The following is a 19,659-nucleotide window of genomic DNA, read 5'->3' on the forward strand; positions in this document are numbered from 1 at the left end:
GCCACCACACCGACGACCAGCGCGCGGCGCGGCGGCGTGGCGACCGACGGCCAGGCCGGAAGGCCGGGGTGGGCACCCTCGAGGGGGGTCATCGGGTGCACCTCTCCGTCCTGCCCGACCCGACCGTCGGCGCACGAGAAACCCTGTCGCGGGGCCCGTGGCGCCCGGGGGGAGAAGGAGAGGTCGGTGGACCTGACGCACACAAGCGGGGGCTGTGGGCGTGTCGGCCCCGGCGGCTAGGCTCACGGCGAACCGCTCGTCACCCACCGGTGTCGCGCGCGCCCCGACGACCAGCGCCCCGGAGCAGCATGAGCGAGGAACCGACGCCCGACGCGCGCGAGGCCRCGTTCTTCGACCTCGACAAGACGATCATCGCGACCTCGTCGGCCACCGCCTTCTCGCGCCCGTTCCTCGCGGAGGGCCTGCTCACCCGGCGGTCCGTGGTGCGGACGGCCTATGCGCAGCTGCTCTACCTGGTCGGGGGTGCCGACGAGGACCAGACCGAACGCCTCCGCGCGCAGCTGTCCCGCATGGTCGCCGGCTGGGACGTGGCGCAGGTGTCCGCCATCGTCGCGGAGACCCTGCACGAGTCCATCGACCCGACCGTGTACGCCGAGGCCGTCGCGCTCATCGAGTCCCACCACGCGGCGGGCCGGGACGTGGTCGTGGTGTCGGCGTCGGGCGCCGAGGTGGTCGAGCCCATCGCCGCGATCCTGGGCGCCGACCGCGTCATCGCCACCCGCATGAACGTCGTCGACGGCCGCTACACCGGCGACATCGACTTCTATGCCTACGGGGAGAACAAGGCGTCGGCCATCCGGGAGCTCGCCGCGGTCGAGGGGTACGACCTGGACGCCAGCTTCGCCTACTCCGACTCGATCACGGACGCGCCGATGCTCGGCACGGTCGGCCACGCGTTCGCGGTGAACCCGGACCGCGCGCTGCGGCGCCTCGCGTTGGAACGCGGGTGGGGCACGCTCTCGTTCGTCCGGCCGGTGGCGCTGTTCCCGCGGCGCGCGCGCATCGCCACGGCGGGCGTCGTGACCCTCGTCGCGATCGCTGTCGTCGTCACCTGGATCGCCGTCCGCAGGCACCGTCGCCGCGCCTGAGGCCGTCCCGCATCACGGACTCTCGTCCCAGCATCCGGCGCGCTCGAGGCGCTGGCCTGCGCAGTCATCGCCGGGGGTTTCGCTCGTCCGGCGCGTGCGGTACCAAGGAGTCACAACTGCATGACCGCGAGGGTACCCACGCGCAGGAGAGCCCACCTATGGGCAGGTCGACCGGGCTGGTCCCGTCGCGACCGACACCGGTGCACGCCTGATCACCTTCCGGTCGGCTGTTGGCGGCGGCGCCTCTCGAGGCGCCGTCGTTCGTCTGTCCCCACCCTCAGGGCGGCGTCAGGGTGCCCGCACGCACCCCGTCGGCGATCGCGCAGGCCTCGTCGGCACCCGCCACCACCGCGTCCCCGTACGCGCGCAGCCAGGCGGCCACCCCCTCCGCGGACCCGGTCGCGAACCCCGCGGCGCCCCCGAGGTACGGGTTCAGCGCCGCCGCCCACGCGGACTCCGCGACGATCGAGCCGGTCGGGTCGAGCCCGCGGGAGGTGAGCAGAAGGCGCGCGACGGCCCGCGCCACCAGCCCGTTCCCCGCCCGGAACGGTCGCAGCGCGAGCAGCTCGGCATGCACCACGGCTCCGACGACCAGTGCCGGCACCCGGGAAGCGCGGACGGTCTCGTCGAGCAGGTCGAGCCGAGCGGCGAGCTCCTCGCCGGCCGGGGCCGACCCCAGGCCGGTGAGGTCCTGCGGCCGATCGGCGGCCCGCAGCCGTCCGAGGTCGGCGTGGTCGAGCCAGCCCTCGCCGGCGGCCACGTGCACCCGGACGAGCAGCTGCCGCAGGGGCGGTGGGGCGACCGCGCCGCGGACTCCCAGCTCGGGCATGAGGCTCTCGACGAGCGCGGTCGCGCGCAGGGCTCCGACGACCACCGGCGCGTGCCCGCCCTCGGTGGCGAGCGACCGGACCAGCGACAGCGGCACGCGCGCGCCCTCGATGGCGCAGGACGCCTGGGTCGCCCGCAGCCCGGCCTCGGCCCGCACCTCCCGCCAGCGCCGCCGGTAGGCCTCGTGCCACCGCAGCTCCTCGCACGCGACGCGGGAACGCTCGACGGCGTCGGCGACCCCCGGCAGCTCCAGCAGCGGGGCGAGGGGGTCGGGCACGCGCCCACCCTACGAGAGAGGCCACAATGGCGAGATGGTGTCACCGAGCGTCTCCTCGTCCATCACGGCACGGCTGGAGGTGCAGGCCAGGCCGACCGCCGTCAGCGAGCTCACGACGGCGATCGAGAAGGCCGGCGGCATCGTCACCGCGCTCGACGTCACGGCCTCGGGCCACGAGCAGATGACCGTCGACGTCACCTGCGCCACGCGCGGCGAGCAGCACGCGGCCCAGATCGTCGAGGCCCTCAAGGAGCTGCACGGCGTCGTCGTCGACCGCGTCAGCGACCGCACGTTCCTCATGCACATCGGCGGGAAGCTGTCGATCGAGTCGAAGGTGCCGCTGCGCAACCGCGACGACCTGTCGATGGTCTACACGCCGGGCGTGGCGCGCGTGTGCGAAGCCATCGCGGCGCACCCCGAGGACGCGCGCCGGCTCACCATCAAGCGCAACACGATCGCCGTCGTCACCGACGGCACCGCGGTGCTGGGGCTCGGCAACATCGGTCCGCTGGCCAGCCTGCCGGTCATGGAGGGCAAGGCGGTCCTGTTCAAGCGGTTCGCCGGCATCGACGCGTTCCCCATCGCGCTCGACACCACGGACGTCGACCAGATCGTCGAGACCATCTGCGCGATCGCGCCGGTGTTCGCCGGCATCAACCTCGAGGACTTCTCGGCGCCGCGATGCTTCGAGATCGAGCGGCGGCTGCGCGAGCGTCTGGACATCCCGGTGTTCCACGACGACCAGCACGGCACCGCGATCGTCGTCGTCGCGGCGCTGACCAACGCGCTCAAGGTGGTCAAGAAGGACCTGGCGACCGTCCGGATCGTGCTCTCGGGCGCCGGCGCCGCGGGCACGGCAGTGCTCAAGCTGCTACTGGCGGCGGGCGCCAAGGACGTCGTCGTCGCGGACATCGAGGGCGTCATCCGCGCGGACCGACCCGGGCTGGACGAGTCCCTGTTCTGGACCGCGAGCATGACCAACCCGCGCGGCATCACGGGGTCGATCCCGGACGCGCTCAAGGACGCCGACGTCTTCATCGGCGTCTCGGCCCCGGACGTCATCACGGGCCACGACGTCTCGACGATGGCGAAGGACGCGATCGTGTTCGCGCTCGCGAACCCGCGGCCCGAGGTGGACCCCGACGACGCCGCGCAGTACGCGGCCGTGGTCGGCACCGGCCGCTCCGACTTCGCTAACCAGATCAACAACGTGCTGGCGTTCCCCGGCGTGTTCCGCGGCCTGCTCGACGCCCAGTCGCACCGGATCACCAGCCGGATGCTGCTGGCCGCGGCCTACGCGCTGGCGTCGGTGGTCACCGACGACGAGCTCAACCCGACGTACATCGTGCCCAGTGTCTTCAACCCCGAGGTCACGACCGTCGTCGCCGCCGCGGTGAGCAAGGCTGCGCTGACCCCGATCGAGGCCTAGACCCGCCGCGCCAGCTCGCCGGCCGCTCGCTGGGTCGCCCGGACGAGGTCCGCGGGGACCTGGCCGTCGTCGGCGAACGTGACCGCGAGCCCGGCGATCGGGAACCCGGTGCGGTCACGGACTGCCACGGCGACGGACGCGAACCCGGTGGTCACGTCGCCGTGCTCCTGCGCCCACCCGACACGCCGGACCTCGGTGAGGACCGTCCGCAGCTCCGACAGGCGGCGCGGGCCGACACCCGTCCGGTCGACGAACGCCTCTCGGCCCGGGAACAGGGCCCTGACCTGCGCCGACGGCAGGTCGGCGAGGATCGCGCGGCCGCTGGCGGTGAGGTGCGCGGGGAGCCGCACGCCGACGTCCGTCACCAGCACCGGCCGCCGGGCGGCCCGCTCCTCGACGACGTAGAGCACGTCGCGTCCGTGCAGGACCGCCAGGTGCGCGCTCTCCCCCACCTGGTCGACGAGCCGGGCGAGCACCGGTCGCGCCGCGCGGGCCAGGGGCGCCTGCCGGGAGTAGGCGGAGCCCAGCTCGAACGCGGCGAGGCCCAGCCCGTAGCGGCGCTCCTCGGGCAGGTGGACGACGAACCCGTGCTGCGTCAGGACGGTGAGCAGGTGGTACGTGCTCGAGCGCGGGAGGTCGAGGGCGGTCGCCAGCGCGGCGGCGGGCAGCGGGCCCGTCCGCGACAGGTGGCGGAGCAGCCGCAGGGTCGCGTCGGCGGCGGGGACGTCGCTCATGCACGCACCACCTCCTGCAGTGTCTGGGATACCAGACGGTATCGCTCGCGACGACCTAGGAGCGCCCACCGGCACGCGGTGTCATGAACCATGAGCACCACGACTGCCACCGACACCGTCGTCGTCGGCACCGGACCGGTCTCGATCGCCGACGTCGTCGCGGTCGCCCGGCACGGCGCGGGCGTCCGCCTGTCCGACGAGGCCCTCGCGGCGATCGCCCGCGGTCGCGCGGTCGTCGACGAGCTCGCCGCCGACCCCCAGCCGCACTACGGCATCTCCACGGGCTTCGGCGCGCTGGCCACCCTGTCCATCCCCGCCGAGAAGCGCCGCGACCTCCAGCGCAGCCTGGTCCGCTCGCACGCCGCGAGCACCGGACCGGAGGTCGAGCGCGAGGTCGTCCGAGCCCTCATGCTGCTCCGGCTCTCGACGCTCGCCACCGGCCACACCGGCGTCCGCCCGGAGACCGCGCGCGCGTACGCCGCGATGCTCGACGCCGGCATCACGCCCGTCGTGCGCGAGTACGGCTCGCTCGGCTGCTCGGGCGACCTCGCCCCGCTGGCGCACTGCGCGCTGGCGCTCATGGGTGAGGGCGAGGTCCGCGACGCCACAGGGGCCCTGATGACGGCCGCGGACGCCGGACTCATGCCCGTCACCCTCACCGAGAAGGAGGGCCTCGCCCTCATCAACGGCACGGACGGCATGCTCGGCATGCTGGCGCTGGCGCTGCACGACCTCGACACGCTGCTGACCACGGCGGACGTCGCCGCGGCGATGAGCGTCGAGTCGCTGCTCGGCACGGACGCCGTCTTCGCCGCCGACCTCCAGGGCCTGCGGCCGCACCCCGGCCAGGCCGCGTCCGCCGCGCACATCCGCGCCGCCCTGCACGGCTCCGGGATCATGGCGAGCCACAAGACCCCGGACTGCACCCGCGTCCAGGACGCCTACTCGCTGCGCTGCGCCCCGCAGGTGCACGGGGCAGCCCGCGACACGGTGGCCCACGCGCGCGCCGTCGCCGAGCGCGAGCTGGCCGCCGCCGTCGACAACCCCGTCATCACCGACGACGGCCGCGTCGAGTCCAACGGCAACTTCCACGGGGCGCCGGTCGGCTACGTGCTCGACTTCCTGGCGATCGCCGTCGCGGACGTCGCGAGCATGTCCGAGCGCCGCACCGACCGGTTCCTCGACGTGTCCCGCAACCACGGCCTGCCCGCGTTCCTCGCGCACGACCCCGGCGTCGACTCCGGCCTGATGATCGCGCAGTACACGGCGGCCGGGCTGGTCTCGGAGCTCAAGCGGCTCGCGGTGCCGGCGAGCGTCGACTCGATCCCGTCGTCCGCCATGCAGGAGGACCACGTGTCGATGGGCTGGCACGCGGCCCGCAAGCTGCGCCGGTCGATCGACGCCCTGACCCGCGTGCTCGGCATCGAGCTCCTCACGGCCGCTCGCGCGATGGACCTGCGTGCGCCGCTGCAGCCGTCACCGGTCACGGGCGCGGTGCGGGACCTGCTTCGTGCGCGCGGCATCCCCGGCCCCGGACCCGACACCTACCTCTCCCCCGACCTCGAGACCGCCGCGGACGCCGTGCGGGACGGGGCCGTCGCCTCCCAGCTAGGAGCACGCTCATGACCGCCGGCCCCCGTCCCGTCCGTGCCCCGCGCGGCACCACCCTCACGGCCCGTAGCTGGCAGACCGAGGCGCCGCTGCGGATGCTCATGAACAACCTGGACCCCGAGGTCGCCGAGCGCCCGGACGACCTGGTCGTCTACGGCGGGACCGGCAAGGCGGCCCGGTCGTGGGACGCGTACGACGCCATCGTGCGGACGCTGACCACGCTCGGCGACGACGAGACGCTGCTGGTCCAGTCGGGCAAGCCCGTCGGCGTGCTGCAGACCCACGAGTGGGCGCCGCGCGTGCTCATCGCCAACTCGAACCTGGTCGGCGACTGGGCCACCTGGCCGGAGTTCCGCCGGCTCGAGCAGCTCGGCCTGACCATGTACGGCCAGATGACCGCGGGCTCGTGGATCTACATCGGCACCCAGGGGATCCTGCAGGGCACCTACGAGACSYTGGCGGCSGTCGCSGCGAGSMRGTTCGGCGGCACGCTCGCCGGSACCCTGACCGTGACCGGCGGCTGCGGCGGGATGGGCGGCGCGCAGCCGCTCGCCGTGACGCTCAACGGTGGCGCGTGCCTCATCGTCGACGTCGACGGCGACCGCCTGCACCGCCGGGTCCGCGAGCGCTACCTGGACCGGGTGGCGACGAGCCTGGACGAGGCGATCGCGCTGGTCACCGAGGCTCGCACCGAGAAGCGGGCCCTGTCCGTCGGCGTCGTCGGCAACTGTGCGCAGGTGCTGCCCGAGCTGCTGCGTCGCGGCGTCGAGGTCGACGTCGTCACCGACCAGACCTCCGCGCACGACCCGCTGTCCTACCTGCCGGTGGGCGTCGAGGTGTCCGACTGGGCCGCCTACGCGGCCGCCAAGCCCGAGGAGTTCACGGACCGTGCGCGCGAGTCGATGGCCCGGCACGTCGAGGCGATGGTCGGGTTCATGGACGCCGGCGCGGAGGTGTTCGACTACGGCAACTCGATCCGCGACGAGGCCCGCCAGGGCGGCTACGACCGGGCGTTCGACTTCCCCGGGTTCGTCCCGGCGTACATCCGGCCGCTGTTCGCGGAGGGCAAGGGCCCGTTCCGGTGGGCCGCGCTGTCCGGCGACCCGCGCGACATCGCCGTCACCGACCAGGCTGTGCTCGACCTGTTCCCCGAGAACGACCACCTGCACCGCTGGATCCGCGCGGCGCAGGACCGGGTCGCGTTCCAGGGTCTGCCGGCGCGGATCTGCTGGCTCGGGCACGGCGAGCGGGACCGCGCGGGGCTGCGGTTCAACGAGCTCGTGGCCTCGGGTGAGGTCAGCGCGCCGCTCGTCATCGGCCGTGACCACCTCGACGCCGGCTCCGTCGCGTCGCCGTACCGCGAGACCGAGGGCATGGCCGACGGGTCCGACGCCATCGCCGACTGGCCCCTGCTGAACGCGCTGGTGGCGTCGTCCTCGGGGGCCACCTGGGTGTCGATCCACCACGGCGGCGGCGTCGGCATGGGCCGCTCGATCCACGCCGGGCAGGTCTCGGTGGCCGACGGCACGGACCTGGCCGCCCGCAAGCTCGCGCGCGTGCTGTCGAACGACCCGGCCATGGGCGTGCTGCGGCACGTCGACGCGGGCTACCCGCGGGCCGACGAGGTCGCGGCCGCCCACGGGCTGCGGGTGCCGATGCGGGAGGGTGGCGCGTGACGTTCGCCAGCACGTGGTCGGACCTGTCGCAGGTCGGGCGCGGCGCCGACGGCGGCTACCGCCGGTTCGCGTGGACCCGCGAGGACCACGTCCTGCGCGAGTGGTTCGCGGGCGAGGCGGAGGCCCGCGGACTCTCCCTGACGACCGACCGCGCCGGCAACCAGTGGGCCTGGTGGGGCGACCCGGACGCGACCCCGGGGGTCGTCACCGGCAGCCACCTCGACTCGGTGCCCGGCGGCGGCGCATTCGACGGCCCGCTGGGCGTGGTCAGCGGCTTCGCGGCCCTGGACGCGCTCCGTTCGCGCGGCTTCGAGCCGAGCAGGCCGCTCGGCATCGCGAACTTCGTCGACGAGGAGGGCGCGCGCTTCGGCGTCGCCTGCGCCGGATCGCGCCTGATCACCGGGGTCCTGGACCCCGACAAGGCCCGAGGCCTGCGCGACGCCGACGGGGTGTCGATGGCCGACGCGCTCCGCACGGCCGGCCGCGACCCGTCGCACCTGGGCCGCGACGACGAGACCCTGCGCCGCATCGCGTCCTTCGTCGAGCTGCACGTCGAGCAGGGCCGCGGTCTCGTGCACTCCGGCGACCCGGTCGGCGTCGGCCGCATGATCTGGCCGCACGGCCGCTGGCGGGTCGACCTGCGCGGCGAGGCCAACCACGCCGGCACCACCCCGCTGGCGGACCGCCGCGACCCGATGCTCGACCTCGCCGCGTTCATCGCGCACGTGCGGTCGGCCGCGCAGGACGCGGGCGCGCTCGCGACCGTCGGCAAGCTGCGCGTGGACCCGAACGGCGTCAACGCGATCCCGTCGCAGGTCACGGCCTGGCTGGACGTCCGCGCGGAGGACGAGTCGGCGGTCCGCGCGGTCCTGAGCGACCTGGCGGGATACGGGCCGACCGAGGAGTCGTGGACGCCGGTCACCCTGCTCGACGCTGACCTCGCCGACGTCGTCGCGGACGCCCTGGGCGGCGCGCCGCGCCTCGGCACCGGTGCGGGCCACGACGCCGGGATCCTTGCCGCCGCGGGCATCCCGACGGCCATGCTGTTCGTCCGCAACCCGTCCGGCATCTCGCACGCGCCTGCGGAGGACGCCGACGAGGCCGACTGCCTGGCGGGCATCGACGCGCTGACGGCGACGCTCGAACGGCTGCTGTCGTGACGACGTTCTGGGCGGCGCACGCCCAGCTCCCGGGCGGCCTCGCCGAGGACGTCCGGATCTCGGTCGCCGACGGTCGCATCACGAGCGTGTCCACCGGCGTTCGCGCCCACGAGGACGACCACCGCCTCCCCGGCGTCGTCCTGCCCGGCTTCGCCAACACCCACTCCCACGCGTTCCACCGCGCGCTCCGCGGCCGGACCCACGACGGCGGCGGCACGTTCTGGACCTGGCGGGACCGGATGTACGCGCTGGCCGCCACCCTCACGCCGGACGCCTACCTCGACCTGGCCCGGGCGACGTACGCCGAGATGGTGCTCGCGGGCGTCACGGCCGTCGGCGAGTTCCACTACCTGCACCACGCCCCCCGCGGCACCCCGTACGACGACCCGAACGTCATGGCCGAGGCCTTGCGCACCGCCGCGCACGACGCGGGCCTGCGGATCACCCTGCTCGACACCGCCTACCTGACCGGCGGCATCGACGCCCCGCTCGAGGGAGCACAGCGACGGTTCGGCGACCACGACGCCGACGCCTGGGCCGCCCGGGTCGCCGCCATCCGCCCGGACGACACCCTCACGGTCGGCGCCGCGATCCACTCGGTCCGCGCGGTCCCCCTCGACGCGATCCCGGCGATCGCGGCGCACGCGACCGGCCGCCCGCTGCACGTGCACCTCTCCGAGCAGCGCCTCGAGAACGAGCAGTCGCTGGCCACGTTCGGCGCCACCCCGACGCGGGTGCTGGAGGACGCGGGAGCACTGGGCCCGGACACGACCGCGGTCCACGCCGTGCACGTCACGCCGGAGGACGTCGCGATCCTGGGCTCCACGCGGACCGGCATCTGCCTGTGCCCGTCCACCGAGCAGGACCTCGGCGACGGYATCGCSCCCGGCGACCTGCTCCGGAGCGCGGGGGCTCGTCTGTCCGTCGGCAGCGACCAGCACGTCCGCACCGACCTGCTCGCGGAGGCCCGGTCCATCGAGATGCACGAGCGCCTCGCCGGCGAGAGCCGCGGCGTCTTCACCCCCGCTCAGCTCCTCGACCTGCTGACCGCCGGCGGGCACGCGAGCCTCGGCGACCCGACCGGCGGACGCCTCGAGCCCGGCGGACGCGCGGACCTCGTGGCCATACGCACCGACACCCCGCGCACCGCCGGCTCCGACCCGGCGCAGCTCGTCCTCGTCGCGGGCAGCGCCGATGTCGACACCGTGGTCGTCGGCGGAGTCGTGCGTGTCGCGGGCGGGCGGCACGTCCTGGGCGACGTCGGCGCGATGCTGGGCACGGCGATCGCCGCCGCGTGGGAGGGGACCCGATGACGTCGCACCTGGTCACCGGCATCGGCGAGCTCACCACGCACGACGACCGGTTCGACGGCCCGCTGCTCGACGCGGCGCTGGTCGCGGAGAACGGCGTGGTCGCGTGGGTCGGGCACGCGCGTGACGCGCCCGCGGCCGACGAGCGGACCGACGTCGGCGGCGCTGCCGTCATCCCCGGCTTCGTCGACAGCCACACCCACCTGGTCTTCGCGGGCGACCGGTCCGCCGAGTTCGAGGCCCGCATGGCCGGCACCCCGTACACGGGCGGCGGCATCGCGACCACGGTCGCGGCGACGCGCGAGGCCTCCGACGACGAGCTCCKCCGGGGACTGCGCGCCCTGGTCGCGGAGGCCCGGGTCCAGGGCACGACAACCCTCGAGATCAAGAGCGGCTACGGCCTGGACGTCGCCACGGAGGAGCGCCTGCTCCGCCTGGCCCGCGAGGTCACGACGGAGACCACGTTCCTCGGCGCGCACGTGGTCCCGCCCGGCATCGACCGCGGCGACTACCTCGCCCTGGTGACCGGCCCGATGCTCGAGGCCTGCGCCCCGCACGCCCGCTGGGCCGACGTGTTCTGCGAGCCGGCAAGCCCGCACGCGTTCGACGGCGACGAGGCCCACGAGGTGCTCGCCGCCGCCCGGAGGGCTGGTCTGGGCCTGCGGGTCCACGGCAACCAGCTCGGTCCCGGCCCCGGCGTGCAGCTCGCGGTCGAGCTCGGCGCCGCCAGCGTCGACCACTGCACTTTCCTGACGGACGCCGACGTCGCGGCCCTGGCCGGCAGCTCCACGGTCGCCACCCTGCTGCCCGGCGTCGAGTTCTCCACCCGCTCGCCGTACCCGGACGCCCGCCGCCTGCTCGACGCGGGCGTCGAGGTCGCGCTGGCCACCGACTGCAACCCCGGCACGTGCTTCTCGACGTCGATGCCGCTGATGATCGCGCTGGCGGTCCGCGAGATGGGCATCACCATCGCCGAGGCCGTCCGGGCGGCCACGCTCGGCGGCGCGCACGCCCTGCGCCGCGACGACATCGGCCACCTGTCCGTGGGAGCGCGCGCCGACCTCGCGGTCCTCGACGCGCCGACCCACCGGCACCTGGCCTACCGACCGGGCGTCCCGATCGCGCGGGCGCTGACGCTCTAGCTGAAGACTTTGTCGCGCCCACCGTGACGAAGTCGTCAACTAGTGCGCTTCCGACCGCGAGCTCAGCCCACGCGGCGGGCTCGGAGCACCTCGTCGACGTGGTGGTGGCCCTGGCCGCTCGCCGGGACCGCCCGTGCGCGGCGCTCGTCGACCTCGATCGACCAGCCCTCGCCCAGCGCGTCGACCACGTCCTGGTGCGCGACGTAGTCCTCGGGGTCGTAGCCGCGGGCGATGGCCTCGTCGCGGTCGACGTCGGCGTGGTGCACCACGAGGAGGACGCCGCCCGGCGCGACGGCCGCGAGGAGGGCGCGCTCGGCGTCCTGCCCCGGCGTGCGCAGCAGCGCGGGGTACTGCACGGACACGAGGTCGAACGCGGCCGCGGGAAGCGCCGCCTCGACCAGCCCGGCGCGCACCCGCTCGACCTCGACGCCGGCGTCCCGCGCGTGCGCGGCCACGCGGTCGAGCGCCACCRCGGACACGTCGAGCGCGGTGACGCTCCACCCCCGGCGGGCGAGCCAGACGGCGTCGCCGCCCTCACCGCAGCCGACGTCGAGCACGCGGCCCGGGGCCAGGCCGGTGACCTCGGCGACCAGGGTGCCGTTCGGCTCCCCGCTCCAGACGCGCTCCGACGCGGAGTAGCGCTCGTCCCAGTCGACGCTCATGCCCTCACGCCCACGTCGCGCGCGCGTACTGCGGCTGCCAATCCGCGTCGCCGGCGGCCCCCAGCTCGTGCGCCGCGCGCAGCGGCCAGAACGGGTCCCGCAGGCCCTCGCGGCCCAGCAGGATCGCGTCGGCTGACCCGTCGGCCAGCACGGCCTCGGCCTGGGCCGGGTCGGTCAGCAGGCCGACGGCCGCGACGGGGACGCCCGACGTCTCGCGGACCTCACGGGCGGCCGGGACCTGGTAGCCGGGGCCGACGGGGATCGTCGCGGGCGCGTTCCCGCCGGTCGAGACGTCGACCAGGTCGACGCCGTGGCCGCCCAGCTCCTTGGCAACCTGGGCGACCTCCTCGACGGTGAGCCCGCCCTCGACCCAGTCGGTCGCGGACAGCCGCACGAACAGCGGCTTCTCGTCGGGCCACGCGGCACGGACGGCGTCGGCGGTCTCGATCAGCAGCCGCGCGCGGTTCTCCAGCGGGCCGCCGTACTGGTCGTCGCGGTCGTTGGACAGCGGCGAGAGGAACTGGTGCAGCAGGTAGCCGTGGGCGGCGTGCAGCTCGACCACGTCGAACCCGGCGTGGTCGGCGCGGCGCGCGGCCGCGGCGAACGCGGCGGGGATGGCGGCGATCTCGTCGAGCGTCAGCGCGCGGGGCTCGGCGTAGCCGGGGAACGCCGACGCCGAGGGGCCGACCGTCGCCCAGCCGCCCTGGTCGAGCGGCACCGAGCCACGGCCGCCGGAGAACGGGGAGAACGTCGAGGCCTTGCGGCCCGCGTGGGCCAGCTGGACCCCGATCTTGGTGCCGCGCTCGTGCACGAAGTCGGTGATGCGGCGCCACTCCGCCACGTGCAGGTCGTGCCAGAGGCCGGTGTCCTCCGGGGAGATGCGGCCCTCGGGGACGACCGCGGTGGCCTCGGCGATGAGCAGGCCGAACCCGCCGGACGCCCGCGAGCCCAGGTGCACCAGGTGCCAGTCGTTGGGGCTGCCGTCGACGGCGGAGTACTGGCACATCGGGGCCAGCCAGGCGCGGTTGGCGAACGTGGTGCCCCGAAGGGTGAGCGGCGAGAAGAGAAGGGTCACGTGCGGTCGCAACCGCGCAGGGCCGTCGTCGATTCCCGGGCCCTTGGGCCCCCGTCCGCCCGCGGCCCGCGGGGGACGATTGTCGCGTGCTGAGCATCCCGGACACCGTCGACGCCCACGCGGCCGCCGCCCGCCACAAGGTCGAGCTGACCGCCACCCCCGGCCTGTACCTGGTCCGCACCATGCTGGCCGGCGCCTACATCGGCATCGGCGTGCTGATCATGGCGACCGCCGGCGGGCCGCTCGCCGTCGCGGGCTCCCCGTTCACGCCGCTGGTGCAGGGGCTCGTCTTCGGGGTCGCGCTGACCATCGTGGTGGTCGCGGGGGCAGAGCTGGCGACCTCCGCGATGATGATCCTCACGCAGGGCGCGCTGCGTGGCGCGATCGGCTGGGCGCGGGCGGGGCTGACGCTGCTCGCGTGCCTCGTCGGCAACCTGCTGGGCGCCATGGTGTTCGCGTTCCTGGTGCACGTCTCCGGCGTGCTCGCGCCCGGCACGCCCGGCGGCACGGTCCTGGCGGGGATGGTCGAGCACAAGGCCCACGAGACGTCGGGGCAGCTGTTCGTGCGCGGCATCCTCTGCAACCTGCTGGTGTGCCTCGCGATCTGGTGCGCGGCCCGGCTGCGCAGCGAGGGCGCACGCATCGCCGTCGTGTTCGCCTGCGTGATGGTGTTCATCACCTCCGGCTTCGAGCACGTGGTGGCCAACATGACGACGTTCTCGCTCGGTCTGTACGGCGGCCTGCCGGGCGCGACGATCGCCGAGATGGCGCGGAACATCACGTTCGTGGGCCTCGGGAACATCGTCGGCGGCGCCGTCCTGGTGGGTGCGGCGTACGCGTACGGCACCCGGCCCCGCGACGAGCCGGCGGAGCCCGCTGCGGCCGCGCTGCCCGGCGTCGAGGAGCCGCTGGCAATACGGTGACGGGAACAGCGACGCCGACCGGCGCCGCACCAGCGCCGCGAGCCACAGGAGCACGCATGAGCACCTCCGACCCGCACCGCCCCGGCGGTCCCGACGAGGCATCGCCTGCCGACAAGTCCGGCGCGTCGATCGAACCGAGCTTCCCGGCCGCCGACGACACCCCCGCCCACGAGGTCGCGCCGACCGTCGAGACCCTGGACCCGGCAACGCCGATCGAGCCCGTCAAGACCGCCGACGAGGCCGCACCCGTGGCCGCCGAGAAGACCGCGCCCGTCGCGGAGACGAAGCCCGTCGCGGAGACCGCGCCCGTCGCGGAGACCGCGCCCGCCCTCGAGACCGCGCCCGTCGTCGAACCGTCGACCGCCGTGGACACCGCGCCCGTGGTCGAGCCCGTCGCGGCGACCGAGCCCGCGGCGGTCGAGCCGCCCGCCAGCACCGGCACGCTGCCCGTCGCCACGCCGGTCGAGCCGGCCCCGGACACCGGCCGCCACGCGGTCGTCCGCCCCGTACCGATCCCGCCCGACGAGCCCTCCCCGGCCGTCGCCGCGGCGACTCCCGCGGAACCCGTCGAGCCCGTCGTCCCCGTCGCCGCCTACGGCGCGGCCGCGGCAGCCGAGACCCCGGTCGCCGCGCCGGTGCCGTACGCGATGGACCCCGCGCCGGAGGCCACGGTGCCGGTCGCCCCGCGGATGGAGGGTGAGGACGACCGCCTCTTCCCCGACCCCAACGCCCCGCGGTCGACATCGGTCGGCTCGCACATCCTCGGGGTGCTGGTCGGGCTGATCCTGGCCCCGATCGGCGTCGCCGTGCTGCTGCTCGGCGAGTCGCGGATCCTGGCGGCCCAGGTGGGCGGCTGGGACGCGTCGACCGAGGTGCTCGGCATCGTGCTGGTCTCGCTCGGCCTGCTGCTCCTCGGCTGCGTGCTGCTGCTCGCCCTCTGGACCGCCGCGGTCCCGATCACGGGCGGCGCGCTCCTCACCCTGGCCGGCGTCGTCTACCTGTACGTGCCGTCGATCGCGCGCGAGCAGACCCTCAACATCCTCACGTCGTCGGGCTGGCGGCTCACGGTCACGCAGGTGACCGTCGCGGGGACGTCCGGCATGGTCCTGGCCGTCGGCTTCCTGCTCCTGCTCGCCGGCCTGGTGGCGGCGTCGGCCCGTCGTCGTGGCGTGCACCTCGGGGAGTTCCGCGAGCGCCACCGCGTCTGAGCAAGGAGAGTGGGGACGCCGGGTGTCCGGCTAGAGTGCGGACCCGGACCTCCGGGTCCACCTGCACCGACGTCGCTGCACAGGAGGTGGTCCTCGTGACCGACCAGCCCCACGAGCCCGGTCTCGAGAACCTGCTCACGGAGGACCGACGGTTCCCGCCGAGCACCGAGTTCGCCGGCCAGGCCAACGCCCAGCAGGGCCTCTACGCGTGGGCCAACGCCGACCGCCCGAGCTTCTGGGCGGACCAGGCGCGCGAGCTGCTCAGCTGGGAGAAGCCGTTCGAGGAGGTCCTCGACTGGTCGAAGGCCCCGTTCGCGCGCTGGTTCGCCGACGGCACGCTGAACGCGGCCTACAACGCGGTCGACCGGCACGTCGAGGCCGGCAACGGCGAGCGCGTCGCCCTGCACTTCGAGGGCGAGGGCGGCGACACCCGCACGCTCACGTACGCGGACCTGCAGCGGGAGGTCTCCAAGGCCGCCAACGCGTTCACCGCGCTGGGCGTCCGCACCGGCGACCGCGTCGCCATCTACCTGCCCCTGATCCCCGAGGCCGTCGTCACCATGCTGGCGTGCGCGCGCATCGGCGCCCCGCACTCGGTGGTGTTCGGCGGCTTCTCGGCCGAGGCCCTGAGCACCCGGATCAACGACGCCGAGGCCAAGCTGGTCGTCACGGCGGACGGCGGCTACCGCCGCGGGGCGGCCAGCGCGCTCAAGCCCGCGGTCGACGAGGCGCTGACGAAGGGGACGCCGTCGGTCGAGCACGTCCTCGTCGTGAAGCGCACCGGCCAGGACGTCGCGTGGGACGAGTCCGTCGACGTGTGGTGGTCGGACGTCGTCGACACCGCGAGCGACCAGCACACCCCCGTCGCGGTCGAGGCGGAGCACCCGCTGTTCATCCTGTACACGTCGGGCACCACCGGGAAGCCCAAGGGCATCTTCCACACCACCGGCGGCTACCTCACGCAGGCGGCGTACACGCACCGGAACGTCTTCGACCTCAAGCCCGAGACCGACGTGTACTGGTGCACGGCCGACATCGGCTGGATCACCGGCCACACGTACGTCGTCTACGGCCCGCTCATCAACGGCGCCACGCAGGTGATCTACGAGGGCACGCCCGACACCCCGCACCGCGGCCGGTGGTGGGAGATCATCCAGAAGTACAAGGTCTCCATCCTGTACACCGCGCCCACCGCGATCCGTACGTGCATGAAGTGGGGCGAGGAGATCCCGAACCAGTTCGACCTGTCCAGCCTGCGCGTGCTCGGGTCGGTGGGTGAGCCCATCAACCCCGAGGCGTGGATGTGGTACCGCCGGGTCATCGGCGGGGACAGCGCGCCCATCGTCGACACGTGGTGGCAGACCGAGACCGGCGCCATCATGATCAGCCCGCTGCCGGGGGTCACCGAGACCAAGCCGGGGTCGGCGCAGGTGCCGCTCCCGGGCATCGCGGCAGACGTCGTCGACGACGAGGCGCACTCCGTCCCGAACGGCCACGGCGGGTACCTCGTGCTCACCGAGCCGTGGCCGTCGATGCTGCGCGGCATCTGGGGCGACCCGGACCGCTACGTCGACACCTACTGGTCCCGGTTCCAGGGCCTGTACTTCGCCGGCGACGGCGCCAAGAAGGACGAGGACGGCGACATCTGGCTGCTCGGCCGCGTCGACGACGTGATGAACGTGTCGGGCCACCGGCTGTCCACCACGGAGATCGAGTCCGCGCTGGTCAGCCACCCGTGGGTCGCCGAGGCCGCGGTCGTCGGGGCCGCCGACGAGACCACCGGGCAGGCGGTCGTGGCGTTCGTGATCCTGCGCGGCGACGCGGGCGGCGGCGACCAGGACGCGGACGCCGTGCAGACCGAGCTGCGCAACCACGTGGCCAAGGAGATCGGCCCGATCGCGAAGCCGCGCCAGATCCTCGTCGTCGCGGAGCTCCCCAAGACGCGGTCCGGCAAGATCATGCGGCGCCTGCTGCGCGACGTCGCGGAGAACCGTCAGGTCGGCGATGCCACCACGCTGGCGGACTCCTCGGTCATGGACCTCATCGCTMAGGGTCTGTCCGCGCCGGGAGCGAAGCAGGAGGATTAGCGACCCGCTCGTCCGCCGAGGCTTCGGCGGCGGCGTTGGCCGGGCTCAGCGCGAGAGCGACCGCGCCGGGGATCACGACCTCGAGGACGGAGACGATCGAGGCCGCCGTGCCGACCGATCCGCGCTCGAGCGCGCGCAGGTAGGACAGGGCGCCGGCGATCGCGCACAGCACGATCGCGATGGCGATCGGCTGGAAGATCGTCGCGAGGAAGCCCTCGCTCTCGGTCGCCGCGCGCGCGGCGATCGCGGCGCCGGAGTACCCCAGGCCGCCGATGACCCCGAGCAGAACCGGCGGACCGGTCTTGTAGAACGCCGCGGTGAGCACGACGAGCGCGGCCGACGCGGCGATCATGATCGCGACGAACCCGTCGGGCGGGGCCACCGCGGGCTCCTCGCCGCCGGACAGCGACACGAGCACGAGCGCGCCGACGACGACGATCACGGCGACCCGGTCGATCGGCCGCATCCGGGTGCCCAGCACGAACCGCGCGAGGATGACGACGACGACCAGCGACGACGCGATGATCGCCTGCACGACGAACAGCGGCAGGCTGTCGAGGGCCGCGAGCGACAAGACCCACGCGAGCACGTCGACGGCGAAGGCCGCGATGACCAGCGGCTGCGTGACGACGGCCAGGCCCGCGGCCTTGCGGGTGGCGACCGCCTGCATGATCGTGCTGACCCCGTACGCGATCGAGGAGATGACCGCCGCGAGGATCGCGACGATCACGTGGCAGCCCCGATGCTCCCGAGGAAGCGTCCGATCACGGGGATCTCGGTGACCCCCTCCGCGCCGGCCAGCACGAGGGCCTGGGTCGCCATGTACTCGACGGAGTCCAGCACCACGTAACGCGGCACCCAGCCAGGGTCGAACTTCTCGTTGAACGTGCTGAGCGTGCCCATCTGGGTGCCCTGCGAGAKCCGCTGGAGGATCGGCCGGGTCAGGGAGTCGACCCGCGAGCCGGTCTCGGGATCACCCTCGAGCACCTCCCGCATCATCGCGAAGTTGAGCCCGAGCCCCCGCTCCCCGCGACCGGCCAGATGGGCGATGGTGGCGACGATGTTGGCGTCGATCAGGCCGTTGGGCAGTCCCTCGGTGTCGGTGCGCCGCCGCATCACGTCGAGCGACCAGCCGCCGATCTCGGTCGCGGGGACCCACTGGCAGAAGGCGTCGACGCGACCGGACGGGTCGCGGGTGAGCGAGAGCATGAGGCCCGTGTCGTCCGGCTGGAACAGTCGGGAGAGCGTCATCGAGAAGCCGCGCTCGGTCTCGCCCTGCCGGGACTCGTCGCTCATGGCCTCGATCGCGGCGTGCAGCTCGGGCTCGATCGTCGACGGGTCGTGGAACGTCGTCGTGTAGCCCGCGCGCGCGACGCGGTTCACCGCCTGGCGCAGGGACTTGTGCGGGCGACCCTCGAGCGAGAACGTCGGGCAGTCGACGATGGCCTCGTCGCCCAGGTAGACGGTGCGCAGCCCGCTGGCCTCGTAGTCCGGCAGCCAGTCGGCGGCGGCGCCGATCACCGTGACGGACCAGCCGAAGTTGTCGGCGTAGTCGAGGAACTCGGCCCAGGCCAGCAGCCGCTCCTCGCGCGGGCCGATCGGGTCGGGCGAGACCAGGCAGACGCCCCCACGCACGGAGTGGGCCACGACGGAGGACCCGGTGAAGAACCAGTCCTTGTCGTCGCGCAGGGCGAAGTAGTCGAGGGTGCCGCTGCCGTACCGCTGCACCACCGCCCGGGCCCGCTCGCGCTCGTCGTGGTGGTCCTGCGGGCTCAGCCGGTGCGGGCGGCGGGGGGACAGGAGCGACCAGAGCATGACGACGACGGACGCCATGATCAGCAGGTACGTCACCGCCGCCAGAAGCCGACCGAGACGGTCGATCTGCGCGTCCGACGCATCCACCGCGACCGCCCAGACGGCCAGCCCGAAGACGAGCACGACGACGAAGACGACCGCCGCGACCAGCGAGGTGATCGCCCAGCGGACCGCATGACGCGTCGGCAGCACGGGGAACGCCTTGCCCTGCGCCGCGAGCCACACGGCCCCCGCGGCGACCACGGTCGCGGAGATGAGGTCGGGACCCTTCGCCAGGTGGAGCACCACCGAGAACCCGAGCGTGACGATCGTCGCGATCCAGGCGAGCCGGTGACCGCGCCGGAGGCCGCGGGCGGTCAGCAGGAGGACCACCGACACGAGCACGAGGGTCGGTCGGGCCGTGTGGACCACGAGGCCGGGGAGCAGGTCCCGGACCAGCCCGAGCCGCTGCCAGAGCGGGTGCACGGCCGCCGAGAGCAGCCCGAGGAACGCGATGACCAGCACGACCCGGGACGCGATCTCCCGGACCCGGCCCCGCCGCCTCTGCTCCTCGATGGCGGATCGCGCAGTGCGGGGCAGGAGCACGCTGCTGGCCGTCATCCGCCTAGTGTGC

At 74.1% G+C, this 19,659-nt stretch carries 16 protein-coding genes; 10 read left to right on the plus strand and 6 right to left on the minus strand.

Going from position 1 to position 19,659, the window contains the following annotated elements:
• Positions 1-308: 308 nt before the first annotated feature.
• Complete coding sequence (locus ACXJKG_RS09585) at positions 309-1,109, plus strand: HAD family hydrolase (RefSeq protein WP_456845533.1); 801 nt, start codon at positions 309-311, stop codon at positions 1,107-1,109.
• Positions 1,110-1,386: 277 nt separating this feature from the next.
• Here ACXJKG_RS09585 and ACXJKG_RS09590 read toward each other — a convergent pair whose 3' ends face one another.
• A complete protein-coding gene (locus ACXJKG_RS09590) occupies positions 1,387-2,214 on the minus strand; it encodes a Fic family protein (protein ID WP_456845534.1) in 828 nt (275 codons plus the stop codon).
• 34 nt (positions 2,215-2,248) lie between these two features.
• On the opposite strand from ACXJKG_RS09590, the gene ACXJKG_RS09595 reads away from it, so the two are divergent.
• Positions 2,249-3,643 carry a malic enzyme-like NAD(P)-binding protein gene (locus tag ACXJKG_RS09595; protein ID WP_456845535.1) on the plus strand — a complete coding sequence of 465 codons (1,395 nt, stop codon included), beginning with the start codon at positions 2,249-2,251 and terminating at the stop codon, positions 3,641-3,643.
• Here ACXJKG_RS09595 and ACXJKG_RS09600 read toward each other — a convergent pair.
• Entirely contained in the window at positions 3,640-4,377 is a 738-nt protein-coding gene (locus ACXJKG_RS09600; RefSeq protein ID WP_456845536.1) for an IclR family transcriptional regulator, read from the minus strand. The two genes, ACXJKG_RS09595 and ACXJKG_RS09600, sit on opposite strands and share 4 nt — an antisense overlap.
• 90 nt (positions 4,378-4,467) lie before the next feature.
• On the opposite strand from ACXJKG_RS09600, the gene hutH reads away from it, so the two are divergent.
• The 5 genes from hutH to hutI are packed head-to-tail and all read left to right on the plus strand — an operon-like array spanning position 4,468 to position 11,276.
• Positions 4,468-6,003 carry a histidine ammonia-lyase gene (gene hutH, locus ACXJKG_RS09605; RefSeq protein WP_456845537.1) on the plus strand — a complete coding sequence of 512 codons (1,536 nt, stop codon included), beginning with the start codon at positions 4,468-4,470 and terminating at the stop codon, positions 6,001-6,003.
• A complete protein-coding gene (hutU, locus tag ACXJKG_RS09610; protein WP_456845538.1) occupies positions 6,000-7,664 on the plus strand; it encodes a urocanate hydratase in 1,665 nt (554 codons plus the stop codon). Before hutH ends, hutU begins: the two co-directional genes overlap by 4 nt.
• On the plus strand, positions 7,661-8,824 hold the full coding sequence (locus tag ACXJKG_RS09615) for an allantoate amidohydrolase (protein ID WP_456845539.1): 1,164 nt from the start codon (positions 7,661-7,663) through the stop codon (positions 8,822-8,824). The genes hutU and ACXJKG_RS09615 overlap by 4 nt, the downstream gene beginning before the upstream one ends.
• Complete coding sequence (locus ACXJKG_RS09620; protein ID WP_456845540.1) at positions 8,821-10,137, plus strand: formimidoylglutamate deiminase; 1,317 nt, start codon at positions 8,821-8,823, stop codon at positions 10,135-10,137. The genes ACXJKG_RS09615 and ACXJKG_RS09620 overlap by 4 nt, the downstream gene beginning before the upstream one ends.
• Positions 10,134-11,276 (plus strand): imidazolonepropionase, encoded by a 1,143-nt coding sequence (hutI, locus tag ACXJKG_RS09625; protein ID WP_456845541.1) that lies wholly within the window; start codon positions 10,134-10,136, stop codon positions 11,274-11,276. The genes ACXJKG_RS09620 and hutI overlap by 4 nt, the downstream gene beginning before the upstream one ends.
• A gap of 62 nt (positions 11,277-11,338) precedes the next feature.
• Here the strand turns inward: hutI and ACXJKG_RS09630 are convergent, their stop codons facing one another.
• Entirely contained in the window at positions 11,339-11,938 is a 600-nt protein-coding gene (locus tag ACXJKG_RS09630) for a class I SAM-dependent methyltransferase (protein ID WP_456845542.1), read from the minus strand.
• 4 nt (positions 11,939-11,942) lie between these two features.
• A complete protein-coding gene (locus ACXJKG_RS09635; RefSeq protein WP_456845543.1) occupies positions 11,943-13,013 on the minus strand; it encodes an NADH:flavin oxidoreductase/NADH oxidase in 1,071 nt (356 codons plus the stop codon).
• An 86-nt stretch (positions 13,014-13,099) separates the two neighbouring features.
• Here ACXJKG_RS09635 and ACXJKG_RS09640 point away from each other — a divergent pair, with 86 nt between their 5' ends.
• The 3 genes from ACXJKG_RS09640 (at position 13,100) to acs (ending at position 17,231) form a co-directional block, all read left to right on the plus strand.
• Positions 13,100-13,936, plus strand: coding sequence for a formate/nitrite transporter family protein (locus tag ACXJKG_RS09640; protein ID WP_456845544.1), 837 nt, complete (start codon positions 13,100-13,102; stop codon positions 13,934-13,936).
• Between the two features lie 56 nt (positions 13,937-13,992).
• Positions 13,993-15,144, plus strand: coding sequence for a hypothetical protein (locus ACXJKG_RS09645; RefSeq protein WP_456845545.1), 1,152 nt, complete (start codon positions 13,993-13,995; stop codon positions 15,142-15,144).
• Positions 15,145-15,239: 95 nt separating this feature from the next.
• Complete coding sequence (acs, locus tag ACXJKG_RS09650) at positions 15,240-17,231, plus strand: acetate--CoA ligase (RefSeq protein ID WP_456845546.1); 1,992 nt, start codon at positions 15,240-15,242, stop codon at positions 17,229-17,231.
• Here acs and ACXJKG_RS09655 read toward each other — a convergent pair.
• Both ACXJKG_RS09655 and ACXJKG_RS09660 read right to left on the minus strand, forming a co-directional pair.
• The gene (locus tag ACXJKG_RS09655; RefSeq protein WP_456845547.1) at positions 17,185-17,961 is read right to left on the minus strand and encodes a hypothetical protein; all 777 of its coding nucleotides are present in this window, start codon (positions 17,959-17,961) and stop codon (positions 17,185-17,187) included. The two genes, acs and ACXJKG_RS09655, sit on opposite strands and share 47 nt — an antisense overlap.
• Positions 17,958-19,646 carry a bifunctional lysylphosphatidylglycerol flippase/synthetase MprF gene (locus tag ACXJKG_RS09660; protein ID WP_456845548.1) on the minus strand — a complete coding sequence of 563 codons (1,689 nt, stop codon included), beginning with the start codon at positions 19,644-19,646 and terminating at the stop codon, positions 17,958-17,960. Before ACXJKG_RS09660 ends, ACXJKG_RS09655 begins: the two co-directional genes overlap by 4 nt.
• Positions 19,647-19,659 lie beyond the last annotated feature (13 nt).

This window comes from Cellulomonas sp. P5_C6, assembly GCF_054049635.1.